Below are 19,424 nucleotides of genomic sequence, written 5' to 3'. Positions count from 1 at the left end.
TTAAATAAATTTTGAAATGAGAAATAGTAGAAAGCAAAGTTATTTTATGTCGATTTTGATGGCTTGTTTTATGACCATTACGAGTTGTAAAGTAACATCGCAGGAACCAGCAAAAGAGATTGTGATTGGAAAGAATGCAAAATGGTCTGATAAAATGGCCTTGACATTGATGAAACGCCATCCAGAATCGTATATGATCGACGACGCTAAAAAACCAAAGTGGGATTACGTTCACGCTTTAGTTTTACATTCAATAGAAGAGCTGTACAAAAAAAATCCAGATCCTAGATATAAAGCTTATGTAAGAAGTTATGTCGACCAATTTGTACAGGCAGACGGAAGCATTACTACGTATGAATTTGAAAAATACAATATTGACTTAGTATTACCAGGACGTCTTCTTTTTGATGTATATGCTAGTTCAAAAGAAGATAAATATTTAAAAGCGTTGCAATTAATTCGTAAACAGCTTTCAGAACAGCCAAGAACACAAAGCGGCGGATTCTGGCACAAACAGATTTATCCAAATCAAATGTGGTTGGATGGTTTGTACATGGGAGAACCATTCTACGCAGAATACACAGCTAAATTTGAAAACGGAAAAAGCTTTGATGATATCGCAAAACAATTTGAAGTGATTCAGCTTAAAGCTACAGATCCAAAAACTGGATTATTATACCACGGTTGGGACGAAAGCAAACAAATGCCTTGGGCAAATAAAGAAACAGGAAACTCTCCAAACTTCTGGTCTAGATCTTTGGGCTGGTATGTAATGGCTTTGGTTGATGTTTTAGATTACATGCCAAAAGATCATCCAAAAAGAAAAGACTTGATTCAGTATTTAAACAATGTTTCTGAGGCTTTACTAAAATTCCAAGATAAATCTGGATTGTGGTATCAAGTTACCGATAAAGGCGGTCAAAAAGACAATTATTTAGAAGCTTCTGGATCTGCAATGTTTTCATATGCTTTTGCAAAAGGAGCAAACAAAGGATATTTGCCATCTAAATTTAAAAAGCAGCCAACAAAGCGTTTGACGGATTAACAACTGTATTAATCAAAAAAGTAGATCAAGATGGAGGAATTACATTAACAAACTGTTGCCAAGTGGCAGGTTTAGGTGGGAATCCATATCGTGACGGATCTTACGAATATTACGTAAACGAAAGAAAAAAAGACAATGATCCTAAAGCTACTGAACCATTTATTTTGGCCGCTTTGGAATTGAATAGATAATTTTTTTAAAGTTATGAGTTTGGAGTTATGAGTTATGAGTTATGAGTTATGATGCTCCGCTTTGTCTTGCTGAACGATCCCGAGGCTTCGGGAGAAGCACTGCAAAGAAACTCCTCACAGAAAAAACAAGTGACAAACCCTACAGGTTTTAAAAACCTGTAGGGTTTAAATAAAAAGAACAGTTAAAAATGAAAAATATAAAAATCATCCTATTTCTTCTTTCCATTTTTTGTTTCCAGAAGAATACCGCACAAGTCTGGACGCCAGATAACGGAGATGGAACATTCACCAATCCGATTATTCATGCCGATTATTCAGATCCAGATGTTGTTCGCGTAGGCGATGATTATTATATGACAGCTTCTTCTTTTAATTGTATTCCGGGGTTACCGATTTTACATTCAAAAGACTTGGTAAATTGGAAAATTATAAGCTACGCTTTGGCTAAACAGCCTCCATTTGAAACCTACAATAGTGTACAGCACGGAAACGGAGTTTGGGCGCCAAGCATCAATTATCACAACAACGAATTTTACATCTATTATCCAGATCCAGATTTCGGAATTTATATGATAAAAGCTAAAAAAGCAGAAGGCCCTTGGTCTGAGCCACTTTTAGTTAAAGCAGGAGTTGGATTGATAGATCCGAGTCCGCTTTGGGACAATGATGGCAAAGCTTATTTGGTGCATGCTTTTGCAGGAAGCCGCGCTCAGATTAAAAGTTTGTTAGTTGTATGTACTATGAATCCTGAAGGAACGGTAGTGAATAATGATGAAGTTATGGTTATTGACGGACACGAAAGCGAAGGCACAATTGAAGGTCCAAAATTTTACAAACGAAATGGATATTATTACATTTTTGCACCAGCAGGAGGAGTTCCAACGGGATGGCAGACTGTTTTAAGATCGAAAAATGTTTTCGGCAGCTTATGAAAAGAAGAAGGTTCTAGAACAAGGTTCGACCGCAATAAATGGGCCGCATCAAGGCGCTTGGGTAACAACTCAGACAGGCGAAGATTGGTTTTTCCATTTTCAAGATAAAGGCGCTTATGGACGAATTGTGCATCTGCAACCAATGAAATGGGTGAATGACTGGCCGGTTATGGGAGAAGATTTTGATAAAAATGGAATAGGCGAGCCCGTAACAACATACAAGAAACCAAATGTTGGCAAAAAATATCCGATTGAAGTTCCAGCAACTTCAGATGAATTTAATGAGCCAAAATTAGGATTGCAATGGCAATGGCAGGCAAATAAACAGACCAACTTCGGTTTTCCAACTAGTTTGGGTTATTTGAATTTGTTTTGCAATACCACAACCAAAAATATTTTTAATGCTCCAAATTTACTCTTGCAAAAATTTCCAGCAGAAGAATTTACGGCGACTACAAAACTGACTTTTAACGCAAGATTAAATGGAGAAAGTACAGGTTTGATCGTTATGGGGCTAGATTATAGTTATCTGAATTTCAAAAATGAGAACGGAAAATTATATCTGAACCAGAAAACAGGAACTTTTGATAAAACGGTTTCAGAGACTGAAACGAAGCCTGTATTAATTGAGCAAAACACAATTTATTTAAGAGTAAAAATTAGCAAAGGGGCTATTTGTAGTTTTTCGTATAGTTTAGACGACAAAAATTACCAATCGATAGGAAAAGATTTTACTGCTAAAGAAGGAAAATGGATTGGAGCCAAAGTCGGACTTTTTGCTTTGGGTGAGATAATTAAAAATGATTCTGGGAATGTTGCTGTTGATTGGTTTAGAGTAACAAAATAGGTTGGAAATGATACAGTTTAAAAAACAAATAATGCTTTTTTTATGCCTTTGCAGTTTTGCTGTAAATGCTCAGAATACATATAAAAGATGGCCAGAAATTATTCGTAAGAGTGATGCCGCTTGGTTTGCAACCGCAGACGCAAAAAGAGTAGCAGAAAATGTACTGCTCTACCAAAGAGATATTGGAGGCTGGCCAAAGAATATTCAAATGCAGGATGAGCTGACCGAAAAGCAGAAAAAAGATTTGATTGCTCTTAAAAAAACTGCAGTCGAAACGACTACAGACAACGGAGCAACTTGTCAGGAAATGCTTTTTATGTCTAGAATGTATGCGCAGGTCAAAGACGAACGTTACAGAGAATCTTTCTTAAAAGGCTTAAATTATCTGCTGGAGGCTCAATATGCAAACGGAGGATGGCCTCAGTTTTATCCGTTAAAAAAAGGATATTATACGCACATTACTTACAATGATGATTCAATGGTTAATATTATGAACGTAATAAAAGCCGTAGCAGACGAATCGGATTATTACAGTATTAAACCTTCAAAAGAAATTGTGGATAAATGCAGAAAATCATTTGATAAAGGAATCGATTGCATTCTAAAAACACAATACAAACAAAATGGTGTTTTAACCGCCTGGTGCGCTCAGCATGATGAAGTAACTTTGGCTCCAGCAAATGCAAGAGCTTTTGAATTGGCTTCGTTAAGCGGTTATGAATCGACAAAAATAGTATTGCTTTTAATGTCGATTGACAAACCTTCAAGAGATGTTGTTATGGCTGTAAAAAGCGCTGTAGAATGGTTCGAAAAAACTAAAATTACTAATTTAGAGGAAAAAAGAGTTTTAAACGACGCGGGAAAAATTGTAGATAAAAAAATGATTCCGGTAGCAAATGCCAAACCAATCTGGGCGAGATTTATGGATTTGGAAACCAATGAACCTTTCTTTTGTGACCGTGACGGAATCAGAAAAAAAGCATTGGATCAAATAGGATCAGAAAGAAGAAATGGCTATTCATGGTACTCAGATGCACCTCAGGAAGTTTTAAAAAGATTTCCAGACTGGGCAGTTAAAAACGGTACAAAAGTAGGGGCAGCCGAAAAGAAAATTATAGATTATATTACTGTAGCACAAGATGGTTCGGGAGATTTTACCAAAATTCAGGATGCAATTTATGCAACACCGGCTTTTCCTTATGAGAAAGTAACTATTTTTATTAAAAACGGAATCTACAACGAAAAAGTTCGAATTCCAGAATGGAATACTCATGTATTTCTGAAAGGTGAAAGTAAAGAAAATACCATTATAACTTTTGATGATAATTTTTCAAAAATAGCTTTAGGAAGAAATAGTACTTTTTATACCTACACACTTTTGGTTGAAGGAGACGATTTTACAGCATCAAATCTAACGATTAAAAATACTTCTGGCGAACACGGACAAGCGATTGCTTTATCAGTTGTAGCTAATCGCGCTAAGATTACGAATTGTATACTTTTAGGAAATCAAGATACTTTGTACTTGTCTGGAAAAGATGCCAAACAATATTTTAAAGATTGTTATATTGAAGGAACAACCGATTTTATATTTGGAGGCGCAACAGCTCTATTTGAAAATTGCACTATTCACAGTATAAAAAGTTCTTATATCACAGCGGCTTCAACGCCAGAAGGAACTCCATTCGGTTTCGTTTTTAAAAACTGTAAACTCACGGCAAATCCTGAAGCAAAAGATGTTTACTTAGGAAGACCTTGGCGCATTTATGCAAAAACGGTTTTTATAAATTGCGACATGGGTAATCAAATTAAACCTGAAGGCTGGGAAAATTGGTCAAAACCAGAAGCAGAAAAAAAATCTTTTTATGCAGAATACAATTGTAGCGGAGAAGGATTTCAGCCATCAAAAAGAGTAAAATGGTCTTATCAGCTTTCAAAAAAAGAAGCAACACAATATTCGATAGAAAATATCCTTAAAGATAAGATTGCGAATTGGTATTCTCTTTAGTCCCAGTCCCAGTTCTCAGTCGCAGTTTCAGTCGGCACTGAAAACTGGGACTGTGACTAGCACGCACTTAAAATAAAAAAACATGAATTTCAAATACTTCTTTCTAATCTTCCTTTCGTGGGCATCATTTGCACAGAATAGCGATTTTCCGTCAGCTAAAGTGGATTCTATTGTGAAACGAATTCAGCTTCCAATAATAACTTCCTATCGGATTAATATTTTGACATTAGGTGCCAAAGGCGATTCTATTACAGATAATAAAAAGGCTTTTGATAAAGCAATGGCTTTGTGCAAAAAAAATAAAGGCGGAACAATTATAGTTCCAAAAGGAATTTATAAAATCAACGGACCGATACATTTTGTAAGCAATGTAAACCTTAGAATTGAAAAAGGGGCTAAAATAAAGTTCAGTGATAATCCGAAAGATTATCTTCCAATGGTTTTAACAAGCTGGGAAGGGACGATGTTGTATAATTACAGTCCGCTTATTTATGCTAATAATTGCACGAATATTTCCATTTCTGGAGAAGGAACAATTGACGGAGAAGGAGGAAAGACTTGGAAAACTTTTAAAGCAAAAGAAAACGAAGGCAAAAACCGAAGCCGTGAAATGAATCACAATAACACTCCATTAGAAGAAAGAAAATTTGGAGAAGGCTATTTTTTAAGACCACAAATGATTCAGTTTTTAAATTGTAAAAACATTTTAGTCGAAAATATCAGAATCGAAAATTCGCCATTTTGGTGTCTGCATCTCTTAAAATCAGAAAGCATTACCATTCGCGGGATAAGCTACAAATCATTAAATCACAATAACGACGGAATCGATCCAGAATACGCAAAAGACGTTTTAATTGAAAATGTCACTTTCGACAACGGAGACGACAATGTTGCCATAAAAGCAGGAAGAGATCATGAAGGAAGAGCCAATGCAGCAACGCCTAGCGAGAATATTGTAATTAGAAATTGCAATTTTAAAGGACTTCATGGAGTAGTAATTGGGAGCGAAATGTCGGCTGGTGTTCAGAATGTATTTGTAGAAAATTGTAAAACGGCAGGTTATTTAAAAAGAGGCATTTATTTAAAAACGAATGCCGATCGCGGAGGCTATATCAAAAATATATTTGTTCAAAATATTCAATTAGATCAAGTAGAAGATTGTCTATACATTACATCAAATTATCACGGAGAAGGCAAAGGTTATCAATCTGATATATCAAATGTATATTTTTCTAATATCACCTGTAACAAAGCGTCAGAATCTGGTATTGTAATTCAGGGATTTGCAGATAAAAAAATCAAGAACATCTCTTTAAAAAACATAGAAATCAAAGAAGCCAAAAATGCGCTCTCGAATGAAAACGCAGAAAACGTCTTGATGACAGATGTTTTTATAGGTAAAAGAGCAACAGTGCCTACAGCAGTTTCAAAACATTAGAGTTTAGCCGTTTTTAACCGCAAAGCACACAAAGAAATCGCAAAGTTCGCAAAGGTTTAATAAAAGGAGGAAAAGGCTCAAAGATTTAGAGATTCAAAGATTTTTCGTAGAGGTGCACTGCAGTGCATCTACATAAAGAATATCCACAAAGCTTTGTGTCCTCATTGACAAAGTAAATAGATAATAAAAAACTTAGTGAACTTTGCGTAACCTTAGCGCACTTTGCGTTAAAAAAACACTTCGCAATAAAACCACTCAGCATTAAAAAAACAAAAGAAAATGAAAAAATATATCTTTCTAGCATTACTTATCACCACAGTAAGTTTTGCCCAAAATACATCCCTGTATTGCATTGGAGACTCTACAATGGCAAATAAAAAAGATCCGGACAAAAATCCAGAACATGGTTGGGCTCAGGTATTGCAGCCTTTTTCAAAGAAAACATAACAGTAATCAATAAAGCGGTAAACGGACGAAGCACGAGAAGCTTTATCAATGAAAAACGCTGGGATTCTGTTTATAACAAACTTAAAAAAGGAGATTATGTTTTTATAGAATTCGGACATAATGATCAGAAAATAGAAGATTCAGCACGTTTCACCAATCCGCATACAGCTTACAGATACAATCTAATTCGTTTTGTAAAAGAAAGCAGAGAAAAAGGTGCTATTCCGATATTATTAACTTCCATTTCAAGACGTAACTTTAACGAAAAAGGAGTTTTGGTGCCAACTCATGGCGATTATCCTTTAGAAACCCGATTGGTTGCACAGGAGTACAATGTGCCTTTTATAGATCTAGAGTACTACACTGAATTATTAGAACAATCTTACGGGCCAGAAAAATCAAAACAACTTCATCTCCATTTTAAAGCGGGAGAAAATGCTTTTTATAATACAGATAAAGCTGATGATACGCACCTTTCCTTATTAGGAGCAAATAAAATTGCTGAAATTGTAATTAACCAAATCAAGCTTTCGAAAGACGCTTCGCTAAAGAATCTTAAAAGCGGAATTAAGTAATACATTTTTAAAATTAAGACAATGAAGAGTGAGGGAAATTAGTATTTCCCTTTTTCTTTTTGTTTCCTCTTTTGTTTTTTTCTAATATAAAAGAAGATAAAGAAAGTTAAGATTAAGAAATAAATCTAGCCCTATTTTAATATTATAAAAGCTTCTAAGTCTAATTTGTGCTTTTTTGTTGACATATTTTTGCCTTGAATAATGTACCTAAGAAAACAAAAACTATGAAAGCGGCTAATTTTTCATTAGAGTTTCAGTTAAATATTTCTGAAATTAGAAAACTTAACAAAATGTACTTTGAGCACTTGTTTAAAGAGCGTCTAATCTATGTTTTTTTCGTCGTTGCATTAATTGTGCTTTTTCTTGATTTTATTAATGAAGCTGATTTTTTTCAATGGCTGATAAGTTGTCTCGTTACACTTGTTTTTTTAGTAGTCATTCAATTCTTTTTTCTGGACGCTATTTCTAGAACGATTTTCTGCCTAACAAAATGGCTTATCCAGTATAACAAATTTTATAGTAGATATAAACTCACTTTTACCTATTCTGATGTTTGCGTTCGATCTCCGTTAAGAGACTTAAAACATAAATGGACAAAAATTGAAAAAGTTATTTCGACTAAAAATTTCCTTTTTCTCTATGTAAAAGAAAGAAATGCTTATATAATTTCTATTTCAAAGAAAGATCACAATTGTCAAAAGATTGAAGAGTTGGTTTCGTTTGTTGAAAATCATGTCATGCATGTGATAAAAGTCTAATGCATTTTTAATAACCACATCAAAAAATACCTTATTCTGATTATTTTATGGCTTATTGGAGCTAATGAATTGTCTATGCAACTCTAATTTTGCTACATATTTTAGCAGTGAATCCTTCAATTAATCAAGGGTTTGCTCTTTTAAAAAACAAAAGGATGCAAAAGGAGCGAGTTTTAGTGGTTGATAATCAAGGTTTTTTTCTAAAAATGTTTAAAAGAAAACTTAAAGATGAGTTTGATTTTTTAGAAAAATCTTTTACTGATCAATGTGAAGGGACAAAAAATCAATATGATCGAACTATTTATGTAGTTTACAGGAGAGAAGAATTGCTTAGTTTTTTACAAGAGGAAAAAAGAGCAAATACTCTGGTTTGTTTGTTTAATGGGCAACTTTACAGGAGCTTATCTTTTCTAGAGGGAATCAATAATTTGATTTTGTTTGATGAATCAAAAACGAGTCGTGAAATTTTTAAAGAAGTAAGGCTCTTTTTGAAAAAGAAATTAGATTTCAAAAAAGAAAAAAAGACAGTGAGGATATCAAATCCATCACAATCAAAGTTTAATGAATATTATAAAGCGATGTATTTTTTAATGTGAAGTAATTTATTTTATTTTTTATATTTTTTCGATCATATTATTTGATAATAATGTGTTTAAATTGCAGGGTAATTGTTGTTCGTTATCCTGCTTTTTATTTTATTCTACTTTTTAGTTTTATTAAAAGTTTTTGATTTTTAAGTGTTATTATAACAATTAAAAATCTTAAATTGTTCTGAAAAAATAAAGAATAAAGAAAGTATGAAAAAAAGAGTTTTATTTTATCTTCCAATTACTTTAGTTACAGTATTATTAGCGAGTTGCAAAGTTTCTCAAAATGTATCAGAAAAAACAATTGTTTTAAAAAATAGTAGTTCTCTGGCGCTCTCGCAAAAAGCAATTTCTATTAAAAGAGAGAATATAGGAGAAAGCAATGTAAAAGGAGGTTTCCCTATTTTGCTTTCAAAAAAAGATACAATTCCAGCGCAGACAAACGATCTTAATGGCGATGGAAAATGGGATGAACTTTTCTTTACAACAGATTTTTCGCCAAACGAAGAAAAAGTCATTCAGTTAAAATGGTCTGATACAGATCCAAAGTTTACAATAAAAACTAGTGCACGTTTTGGAAAAAGAGAAGGAAAGGATCTTCCTGTTCATCCAGATACACAAGAAGTTTTAATGGCAAATCAGGTTCTTAAAAAATTAGGTTATCAAAAATACCAGACAGACGGGCCAACTTGGGAGAATGACAAAGTTGGTTTTAGACATTATCTAGACGGAAGAAATTCTAAAGATGTGTTTGGAAAAAAACTTCCGAGAATAACGCCAGAAAACGTGGGTATAAACAGCAAAGGAGCGGTTGAAGATAATTATCACGTGATGTACGATTGGGGAAGAGATATTTTTCCAGTTGGGAATTCTGTTGGTTTAGGCGGTTATGCATTGCTGATTGACAATAAAATAAACCGACTTGGAATTTTAGGCAATGACACGATAAATAATGTAGAAAAGACAACTTTTAAAATTGTAGCAGAAGAGCCGGTAAACTCTGTTTTAAGCTACCACTATCAAAACTGGAAAGCCTCTGGAAATCTTTATCAAGTACAGGAAACAACTTCTATTTGGCCTGGAATGTATGGTTATAAAAATACAGTTTCAATAGATGGCATTAAAGGCAAAGAAACATTTTTGGTCTGCAATTTCTAATTTGAATAATAAAAATCCGCTACAGGTTATAGAAGCGGGAGATTGGGTATGTCTAATTCAGCACGATTATTTGACTTATGAACGCCAATGGATTTTGGGAACAGCGATTTTAGTTCCTGCAAATATTTATCAAGGTTATATTGAAGCTCCTAAAACAGGACAGCTGACTGATTCGTATTTGGCAAAATTAAAAGTTGATAATAAGAAAGAAATTAGTTATTATGCGATTGCAGCTTGGGAATTGAGTGCCGATAAAGGTTTTAATGATTCTGCATTTTTTACTAATTATGTGACCAATTTAGCCAAACAGCTTTCTGCTAAAATAAAAATTGAAGTAAAGTAATTTGAAACGATAGGCTGTTGTACAAATGAGAGAGTTTTTAATTGTTTTAGCTTTTATAAGCGGATTGAATTTTTCTTTCTCGCAGCAGGTAACTGATGTTTTTCCTGATGGCACCCCCATCAGCAGCTGGTTTAAAAATGATCAGAAATTGCAATTAAAGGATTTAGGAAAGCAATATCGTATAACAGATTTTGGAGCTAAAAAAGACAGCACAATAATCCAAACGCAAGCCATTCAGGCAATAATTGACCTTGCATCGGCAAATGGTGGCGGTGTAATTGTAGTACCGAAAGGTGTATTTTTGAGCGGCGCTTTATTCTTTAAACCTAAAACGACTTTGTATTTAGCCAAAGGAGCAGTTTTAAAAGGTTCAGATGATATTATTGATTATCCAATTATGGCTTCAAGAATGGAAGGACAAAATCTGGATTATTTTCCCGCCTTGGTGAATGCTTATGGGGTAGATCATTTTTCTATTTCGGGAGAAGGAACAATAAACGGAAATGGAAAAAAGTTTTGGGAAGCTTTCTGGAAAAAACGTGGTGAGAATCCTGATTGCACGAATCTTGAAGTCTCTAGGCCAAGATTAATTTTTGTATGGAATTCAAAAAATGTTCAGTTTCAGGATGTAAAATTGATTAATTCAGGTTTTTGGACGAATCATTTTTATAAATGTAATAATGTAAAACTGCTGAATCTTTACATCTTTTCACCACATATTGAAATTAAAGCGCCAAGTACCGATGCCATTGATCTTGATGTCTGCGAAAATGTTTTGATAAAAAACTGCTATATGTCTGTAAATGATGATGCCATTGCCTTGAAAGGAGGAAGCTTACGCAGATAAAGATCCAAATAACGGCCCTAATAAAAACATCATAATTGAGGATTGTACATTTGGATTTTGCCATTCGGCTTTAACCAATGGAAGTGAAGCGATTCATAATCGAAATGTAATTTTTAGAAATAGCCAAATAAAAGGTGCTTCTAGAATGTTGTGGCTAAAAATGAGACCAGACACGCCACAGCGATACGAATATATTTTAATCGAAAATATTCAAGGCGAAGCAGAAACTGGACTTGCCATTTTTGCCTGGCGACAGTTTTATGATTTGAAAAACCGTCAAGATATTCCGTTATCTTATGGCGATCAGATTACTTTAAAAAACATCAATCTTAAATGCACTAATTTTTATGGTGTGGAAAAAGATCCCAATGTGAGATTGAGTAATTTTAGATTTGAAAATCTAAATATAGAGTCTGTAAAAACTAAGATGGATAAAAGCATTATTGACGGACTTGTTTTAAAGAATGTTTACCTAAACAAGACTCTTATTGAGTAAAATTTTCCTTTTTTGAGGAATTTTTCCGCTCAAAAATTAACAAATAGAAGAGGTATAAGCCATCTTTTTGGATGAAACTAGTTTTAATTTGATACTTTCTGCAGCGTATTAAAACAGTTGTTGTAAAAACACTTTTAAAGTAAGTGGTTGATTGCTAATGTATTGTATTTGCTGGTTTTTAATAAAGAACAGAAGTCAATTTATTGTAAAGGAAATGAATGAAAAACTGCATTAAATTTAACAGCAAAATTGTTGTAACTATCACACAAACTTTTATTTTTGTGGCTTAATTTAACAATATATAAGCATGAAAGATTTATTAGTAAAAATCAACGCCGAAATTGAAACATTCAAAGCTGAAGCTGAATCTTTGACTGAAAAAGGAATTAAAGCTGCTGAACCAAGAGCACGTAAATCAACTTTAGAAATTGAAAAACTTTTAAAAGAGTTTAGAAAAGTTTCTATCGAAGAATCAAAAAAATAATACAACTAAAACCTCGTCAATCGACGAGGTTTTTTTTTGTAGAAAAGTTGTTGAGAGTTAAGAATTAAGAATTAAGAATTAAGAATTAAGAATTAAGAATTTCTCTTAACTTCTAAAAAAACTTTGAACCTTTGTTCCTATGCAACTTTGCACCTAAAAAAACTTAGAATCTTAGCGTCTTAGAACCTTAGTATCTTAAAAAAACTATATCCACTTTAGCTTCGTGGCAATGGAGCATGCTTCAACGGTATTATTAACTTTCATTTTCTCCAAAATATTTTGCCGATGACGACTTACAGTATTGATGCTAATAAATAGGAGCGTTGCAATCTCTTTACTTTGTTTTCCTGCTTGAAGCATTTTAAGAATTTCTTTTTCTCGTGCAGAAAGAAAGAATTCATTTTCTTTCACATTCTGTTTTACAATATTTCCAGTTGCAGTATTTATTATTGCACCTTCATAGTCAAGGGCTAGTGAAAAATCAAAATTATAAAAACAAAGTGCCAATTCTACATCTTCGTACTGATTTGAAAAATAGAACATCTTGTGTAATAAAGATTTCCCTGCGGTTTCGTCATTCATTCTTAATTTACTGATTACACAAAAGTTTCTTCGTTCCTCAGTCGGAATCGTTTTTATGAACTGAAAAAAATGAAGTTCTAAAAGATATTTTTGCAGTACATCATCTGAGTTTAATTTGCCAAAAAGCTCTTCTTCCCAAATACTCTCAATTTCTTGCACTTGATCTTCTTTGAAAATTTCAAGTTCTTGAGCAATTTTGCCCGAATAGATGTAACTTTTATTGTTGTATAAATCGCTTAAAACGGCAATGCCATTTTCTAAATCAGCAAAATTCTGAGCCATTTCCTGACACGTTTTTAAAACCTTTTTATTATTTAAGTTTCCTGAGTTTTTTTGCTCCAAAAGCTGTTTGCTCAAATCATCTTTTATGTTTTTCATAAAAATGGTTATTTATAAGTATTGTCTTATGCTTTTCTGCCGAATATATTTGTATGATTATATGGACTGAAATATAATAAAAAATGGGGTTTAAAATAATTATAAAATTCTTAATCATTTTACTTGACTTATTATCAAGTTGTTTGAGGTAAACATATTGCTCAAAAGGCTTTGTGTGAAAGTTGAGTGAATTGATTAATTAATGCTTAATAAATCAAAATCATGAAAAATCTTCTTTTAATCATTTTTTTTATAAGTATAATTGCCGTTCAAGCACAAAATTCCACCATAAAAAGGCTTGACGGAAGTACAATTTCTACCGATAGTTTGACCGCCACTATTGAAAACCTGATGAGCAAAGCCAATGTGAAAGGATTGGCTATAGCCGTGTTTAATGCCAAAAAACCTGTTTACATGAAGACTTTTGGCTTTAGTAATGTCGAAACCAAAAAGAAGTTAGAGCTGCAGACCAATCTTTATGGAGCTTCTTTGAGCAAAGCGGTTTTTGCTGTTTTGGTTATGAAACTAGCAGAAGAAGGAGTCATAACATTAGACAAGCCACTTCAGGATTATCTTCCGAAACCAATTTATGAATATGATTTTAAAGTATGGCACGAAGATTTTACAGAATTAAAATCATATCCAGAATATAAAAAAATAACTGCTAGAATGTGTCTCGATCATACTTCTGGCTTGCCGAACTGGCGTTGGTTTGAATCTGATGAAAAGCTCAAAGTTAAGTTTGAGCCAGGAACAAGGTACAGTTATTCGGGTGAAGGGCTTACCTATCTTCAAGTGGTTTTGGAAAAAATTACTGGAAAAACCTTAGAAGAAATGGCTCAGGAAAGAGTATTCAAACCGCTGGGAATGTCAAATTCGAGTTATAAATGGCAAGAGAAATTCGAAAAAGATTATGCCTACGGATATGATGAAAACGGAAAAATGCAGGAAAAAGACAAAGACAATGCGCCGAGAGGAGCAGGAACGTTAGAAACTACGATAGAAGATTATAGCAAGTTTATAACCGCAATTTTGAATAAAAAAATATTGAATGCTAAATCATACAAAGAAATGTTTAGTCCGCAGATTCGCATTCATTCTAAAAATCAGTTCGGACCAGGAGCATTAGAAGATGGAAACTGGAATGACCAAACAGAGCTTTCATACGGTCTAGGCTGGGGATTAGTAAAAAGCCCTTATGGTTATGGCGCTTTTAAAGAAGGGCAAGGTTCAGGTTTCCAACATTACGGAATTGTTTTTCAAGATAAAGGAACTGCAATGGTTATCATGTCGAACAGTTATCCAACGGGAAAAATAATTAAGTATTTACTGGAAACAGGAATAAAAGACACCTATACACCATGGGAATGGGATCAATATATTCCATATGATAAAAAATGAGTTTCTAAGTTTCTGAGTTTCTAAGTTTCTGAGATGCTAAGCTTCTAAAGCGCTAAGAAAAAAAACTCAGTATCTTAGTATCTTAGTATCTCAGTATCTCAGTATCTCAGTATATTAGAAGCTTAGCATCTTAGATTAAATCGAATTTCTATCAATAAAATTAAAAGGCACTTTTACCTGACCTTTTTCTTTGTTCAAAATCATTCTTGCGGCAGTTTCTCCCATAACATTAAAATCGGTTGACATTACAGTAATGCCAAGCAAATCTTTTAAAGGAGTATCGTTGTATGATATGACACCTATATCTTTTCCTAAAACAAACTCTTCATCGCGAATCTGTTTTACTAAATTTACCAAATCAGATTCTTCGATTGTAATAAACAAATCTCCTTTTTTCAGAATCATATCATCGTAAACTTCACTCAGAATTTCAAAATTGATTTCGTGTTCCACACAGAATTTTCTAAATCCGTGCAAAATTCTTCTCGGATAAGGATAGACCGCTTTATCAGGATATACTAGAATTAAACGCTTGTATTTTGATATTTTAGAAAGACCTTCTTTTAAGGCATTATAAATGTCATTTTCAAAATCTTGGTAAATCTTAATAACATCGTTACCTGTTCCTAATTTTATATTATCTAAAACTACCAGTTTTTCTTGTGGGATTTTTTTAATGGCATTTACCACATCATCAGTAAAGCTCAAATGTTTTAATTCATCTGTTTTAAAGTGTGTTGTAATAACATAATAATCGTAAGCACCTTCAAACTTATCTAAGATATTTAAGAATAAAGTCTCATCACAGTGATAAATCTGTAGATCAACATGTGCATTTGCGCCTAAAGTATCAATAAATGAGCTGTAGGTTTTCATTTTATACGAACTCAATTTATTGGTCAGAAATAAAATATTAACCTTAGATTCTAATTTTGTTCGAGTAATGTAATAGCCTTTTCCTCTAATGGAAGAAATGATTTTTCGCTCTTTTAAAATATTATAGGCTTTCTCAACAGTATCACGAGACATATAGAATTCTTCGCTGAAACTATTTATAGAAGGAATTTTTTGATTGATTTTTAAATTTCCGTTGGCGATGTTCTGAAGAATAGAGTCAACAATTTGTTTGTATTTGGGAACTCGAGAGTCTTCGTCTATTTTAATAAGTTTAATCATGTTCATTGTGAGGAAATTTATTTCGCATTTTAGCGAAACTCATTTTAATTCTAAATAATTTTTTTAAAAATCTCTTCTTTCAAAAAGAATCTAATTCACAGAATCATTTTGGTCATAAAAAAGAGAATTCGTCAAGGCTTGTAATCTTTTTTTTATGATTTCTAAATTTTGACCTTAATGCAGAATCAATAATTACGAAATCGATTGCTAAAATAGCCATTTTAAATTTATTTACCCAATAATTACAAGTCGTTATTTCTAATAATCCTTAGTTTTAACAAAAAATATGAAATACGTAAAGGATAGTACAGGACAGTTTTGTTTTTGACATTCTCTTATTTTACAAAACCAAATCACTATCTAACAAACCAAAAACTAAAATTTATTAAATGGAATCATTATTAGGAATCATTTTTCATTCTATCGGAGGATTTTCTTCAGGTAGTTTTTATATGCCTTTTAAAAAAGTAAAAGACTGGGCTTGGGAAAGCTATTGGCTTGTAGGAGGATTTTTCTCTTGGCTGATCGTGCCACCAATTGCAGCGTACTTAACGATTCCAAATTTTACAGAAATTATTGCGGCAGCTTCTCCATCAATAAAAACCTTCACTTTTACAATGGGTTTAATTTGGGGAATTGGCGGTTTAACTTATGGTTTGGGCGTTCGCTATTTAGGAATGTCTTTAGGAAATTCAATTACGTTAGGATTCTGCTCTGCATTTGGAGCTTTAGTGCCATCCATTTATTATGATATTGTTCCAACAGAGGGTAAGATTTCATTTTCTCACATGCTTACGAATACTGGCGGTCAGATCGTTTTATTGGGTGTGGTGGTATATCTAATAGGAATTGCCATTTCTGGAAAAGCAGGAATGCTGAAAGAGAAAGATTTTGCAACAGGTCACGAAGATAAAGATAAAGATTTCAACTTAGTAAAAGGTTTGATTGTAGCCGTGATTTCAGGAATTTTAAGTTCCTTCTTTAATTACGGAATCGAAGCTGGAAAATCTATGGCAGAACATGCTGTAGTAAATGGTGCAAATCCGTTATTTCAAAACAACGTGACTTATGTGGTTTTGCTTTGGGGAGGGTTAACGTCCAATTTTATCTGGTGTCTATATTTGAATTTTAAAAACAAATCAATTAAAAATTACACCGACAAATCGACTCCAATTACTAAAAATGTCTTGTTTTCTGCTCTTGCTGGAACCATGTGGTTTTTACAGTTTTTCTTTTACGGAATGGGAGAAAGCAAACTTGGAAATGGTGCCAGTTCGTGGATTCTGCATATGGCAACCATTATTTTAACAGCAAACTTTTGGGGATTTTATTTGAAAGAATGGAAAGGAGTTTCTAAAAGAACTTTAAGAACTTTTTTCTGGGGAATCGGACTTATTATGCTTGCAATCGTTTTGGTAGGAATTGGTAACTCATTATAAATACAAGAAATAATTTAAAATACTATATGTCGAATACAAACACAATTAATAATATGAATTTTAAGCATGTAAGCTACCTTTGGGATGAAGCTAAGGCAGCAGCACTAGCAGGTGATGAAGTAGCGCTTTTTATTTATCGTTCTAACTTGTTAGGGGCTGATTTAAGATTGACCAACTACGGAGGTGGAAACACTTCTGTGAAAATTACAGACAAAGATCCTCTTACGGGAGAATCTTCTGAAGTAATGTGGATTAAAGGTTCTGGCGGTGATATTGGAACGTTGACAAAATCTGGTTGTGCAGCTTTGTATTTGGACAGACTTCGTAACCTTGAAAATGTTTACAGAGGCATTGAGTTTGAAGATGAAATGGTAGAATTGTTCAACCACTGTATTTTCGATTTAGCGTCAAAAGCACCTTCTATTGATACGCCTTTACATGGTTTTCTTCCGTTCAAACATATCGATCACTTACATCCAGATGCGGCAATTGCTATCGCTGCTGCTAAAGATGGAAAGAAAATCACAGAAGAATTATTTAACGGAGAAATTGGTTGGGTAGGCTGGCAGCGTCCAGGATTTGATCTTGGTCTTCAGTTGAGAGCTTGTTTGGAAGAAGCAGAAAAAAACGGTAAAAAACTACGCGGAATCATGTTAGGTTCTCATGGTTTATTTACTTGGGGAGATACTGCGTTTGATAGTTATATTAATACGCTGGAAGTAATCGAGAAATGTGCTTCTTACTTAGAAGATAATTACGGAAAGAAAAGTCCAGTTTTTGGAGGTAAAAAAATCGACAGTCTTCCAGAAGCAGACCGTAAATTAAAAGCAGCGAAAGTTGCTCCAATTTTAAGAGGTTTCTGTTCGTCAGAGCGTCAGATGATTGGTCATTATACAGATGATGCAAGAGTTTTGGAATTCATTAATTCTAATGATCTTTCAAAATTAGCTCCATTAGGAACATCTTGTCCAGATCACTTTTTGAGAACTAAAATCAGTCCATTGGTTTTAGAATTAGATCCAAACGAAGATTTGTCTGATGTTGCCGCTGTAAAAGCAAAATTAACTCCTGCATTTGAGGCTTACCGTGCCATGTACAAAGACTATTACAATGCATGTAAAAAATCAAACTCACCAGCAATGCGTGACCCAAATCCAGTTGTGATTTTATATCCTGGAGTCGGTATGTTCACTTTTGCTAAAGATAAAACAATGGCGCGTTTGGCATCTGAATATTATATCAATGCAGTAAACGTAATGAAAGGCGCTGAAGCAGTTTCAGAATATACTTCTTTACCGCACCAAGAAGCTTTTGATATTGAATATTGGTTACTAGAAGAAGCAAAATTACAGCGTATGCCAAAACCAAAAGCATTGTCTGGAAGAGTAGCTTTAATTACTGGTTCTGCGGGCGGAATTGGTAAAGCTATCGCTAAAAAATTCGCTCAAGAAGGTGCTTGTGTGGTAATCAACGATATTAACGAAGAGCGTTTGCAAGGTGCATCTGCTGAGTTTATTAAAGCTTTTGGTAAAGATGCCGTTTCTAGCACTTTATTGAATGTTACAGACGAAGTAAGCACAGAAAAAGCACTAGACGAAGCTTGTTTAGCTTTTGGAGGCGTTGACATTGTAGTGAATAATGCTGGAATCAGTATTTCTAAATCTATTGCAGAACATACTCTTGAAGAGTGGGATAGATTATATGATATCTTGGTAAAAGGACAATTTATTGTTTCTAAAGCAGGAATCGAAGTAATGCGCAAACAAGGTTTTGGAGGAGATATTGTAAATATCGTTTCTAAAAACGCTGTAGTTGCTGGTCCGAATAATCCTGGTTATGGTTCGGCAAAAGCAGCGCAAGCACACTTAACACGTTTAATGGCTGCAGAACTTGGAGCTGACAAAATTCGTGTCAATACAGTAAATCCTGACGCTGTAATTTCAGACTCTAATATTTGGTCTGGCGGATGGGCAGAAGGTCGTGCAAAAGCATACGGAGTTACAGTTGAAGAACTTCCGGCTTACTATGCAAAACGTACGTTATTAAATGAAATCATATTGCCAGATGATATTGCTAACGCTTGTTATGCTTTTGTTGGAGGTTTACTTGGTAAATCTACAGGAAACGCATTAAACGTAGACGGTGGCGTAGCCATGGGCTTTTATAGATAAAGATTGTTTAGGTTTTTTATATAAGTTTGTTTAAGCAAAAGTGGTTTTTTGTGGTCTAGCGTTCGATTCTTTCGAACGTTAGATTTTTTTAGCATATAACAATTCGCTTTAACAAAGAAAA

Annotated in this window: 14 protein-coding genes and 3 pseudogenes; 15 read left to right on the top strand and 2 right to left on the bottom strand. The window is 33.6% G+C overall.

All coding sequences use genetic code 11. From position 1 onward, the window contains the following. Positions 1-16 precede the first annotated feature (16 nt). The 12 genes and pseudogenes from ACPWTF_RS02615 (at position 17) to ACPWTF_RS02560 (ending at position 12,156) form a co-directional block, all read left to right on the top strand. Positions 17-1,236: pseudogene (locus ACPWTF_RS02615) on the top strand (glycoside hydrolase family 88/105 protein). A 188-nt stretch (positions 1,237-1,424) separates the two neighbouring features. Continuing rightward, positions 1,425-3,015, top strand: a pseudogene (locus ACPWTF_RS02610) (glycoside hydrolase family 43 protein). Positions 3,016-3,022: 7 nt separating this feature from the next. Further along, positions 3,023-5,023 carry a pectate lyase gene (gene pelA / locus ACPWTF_RS02605; RefSeq protein ID WP_427874278.1) on the top strand — a complete coding sequence of 667 codons (2,001 nt, stop codon included), beginning with the start codon at positions 3,023-3,025 and terminating at the stop codon, positions 5,021-5,023. An 82-nt stretch (positions 5,024-5,105) separates the two neighbouring features. Further along, complete coding sequence (locus tag ACPWTF_RS02600) at positions 5,106-6,461, top strand: glycoside hydrolase family 28 protein (protein WP_427874277.1); 1,356 nt, start codon at positions 5,106-5,108, stop codon at positions 6,459-6,461. 366 nt (positions 6,462-6,827) lie between these two features. Continuing rightward, positions 6,828-7,483: pseudogene (locus ACPWTF_RS02595) on the top strand (rhamnogalacturonan acetylesterase). 224 nt (positions 7,484-7,707) lie between these two features. After that, the gene (locus ACPWTF_RS02590) at positions 7,708-8,241 is read left to right on the top strand and encodes a YcxB family protein (protein WP_427874276.1); all 534 of its coding nucleotides are present in this window, start codon (positions 7,708-7,710) and stop codon (positions 8,239-8,241) included. Between the two features lie 107 nt (positions 8,242-8,348). Beyond that, positions 8,349-8,837: a hypothetical protein gene (locus ACPWTF_RS02585; protein ID WP_427874275.1), complete on the top strand. Its 489-nt coding sequence runs from the start codon at positions 8,349-8,351 to the stop codon at positions 8,835-8,837. A 201-nt stretch (positions 8,838-9,038) separates the two neighbouring features. Further along, positions 9,039-9,986 (top strand): DUF4861 family protein, encoded by a 948-nt coding sequence (locus ACPWTF_RS02580; RefSeq protein WP_427874274.1) that lies wholly within the window; start codon positions 9,039-9,041, stop codon positions 9,984-9,986. Then, entirely contained in the window at positions 9,943-10,329 is a 387-nt protein-coding gene (locus ACPWTF_RS02575; protein ID WP_427874273.1) for a DUF4861 family protein, read from the top strand. Before ACPWTF_RS02580 ends, ACPWTF_RS02575 begins: the two co-directional genes overlap by 44 nt. Before the next feature lie 25 nt (positions 10,330-10,354). After that, entirely contained in the window at positions 10,355-11,176 is an 822-nt protein-coding gene (locus tag ACPWTF_RS02570; RefSeq protein WP_427874272.1) for a glycoside hydrolase family 28 protein, read from the top strand. 160 nt (positions 11,177-11,336) lie between these two features. Further along, positions 11,337-11,672, top strand: a complete 336-nt coding sequence (locus ACPWTF_RS02565) for a hypothetical protein (protein WP_427874271.1) — start codon at positions 11,337-11,339, stop codon at positions 11,670-11,672. A 307-nt stretch (positions 11,673-11,979) separates the two neighbouring features. Beyond that, positions 11,980-12,156, top strand: a complete 177-nt coding sequence (locus ACPWTF_RS02560) for a histone H1 (protein WP_427874270.1) — start codon at positions 11,980-11,982, stop codon at positions 12,154-12,156. A 204-nt stretch (positions 12,157-12,360) separates the two neighbouring features. Here the strand turns inward: ACPWTF_RS02560 and ACPWTF_RS02555 are convergent, their stop codons facing one another. After that, entirely contained in the window at positions 12,361-13,116 is a 756-nt protein-coding gene (locus tag ACPWTF_RS02555; RefSeq protein WP_427874269.1) for a response regulator transcription factor, read from the bottom strand. A 222-nt stretch (positions 13,117-13,338) separates the two neighbouring features. On the opposite strand from ACPWTF_RS02555, the gene ACPWTF_RS02550 reads away from it, so the two are divergent. After that, positions 13,339-14,517, top strand: coding sequence for a serine hydrolase domain-containing protein (locus ACPWTF_RS02550; RefSeq protein WP_427874268.1), 1,179 nt, complete (start codon positions 13,339-13,341; stop codon positions 14,515-14,517). A gap of 135 nt (positions 14,518-14,652) precedes the next feature. On the opposite strand, the gene ACPWTF_RS02545 is transcribed toward ACPWTF_RS02550, so the two are convergent. Beyond that, a complete protein-coding gene (locus ACPWTF_RS02545) occupies positions 14,653-15,693 on the bottom strand; it encodes a GntR family transcriptional regulator (protein ID WP_250837173.1) in 1,041 nt (346 codons plus the stop codon). Positions 15,694-16,082: 389 nt separating this feature from the next. Here ACPWTF_RS02545 and rhaT point away from each other — a divergent pair, with 389 nt between their 5' ends. After that, positions 16,083-17,132, top strand: coding sequence for an L-rhamnose/proton symporter RhaT (rhaT, locus tag ACPWTF_RS02540; protein ID WP_379799150.1), 1,050 nt, complete (start codon positions 16,083-16,085; stop codon positions 17,130-17,132). A gap of 26 nt (positions 17,133-17,158) precedes the next feature. Continuing rightward, positions 17,159-19,303 carry a bifunctional aldolase/short-chain dehydrogenase gene (locus ACPWTF_RS02535; protein ID WP_427874267.1) on the top strand — a complete coding sequence of 715 codons (2,145 nt, stop codon included), beginning with the start codon at positions 17,159-17,161 and terminating at the stop codon, positions 19,301-19,303. Positions 19,304-19,424: the final 121 nt, after the last annotated feature.

It is taken from the genome of Flavobacterium sp. MMS24-S5 (assembly GCF_050320125.1).
Taxonomy (GTDB): Bacteria; Bacteroidota; Bacteroidia; order Flavobacteriales; family Flavobacteriaceae; genus Flavobacterium; species Flavobacterium tyrosinilyticum.
The sequence above is the reverse complement of the archived record's forward strand: the minus strand, read 5'-3'. Positions and strand labels throughout refer to the sequence as shown.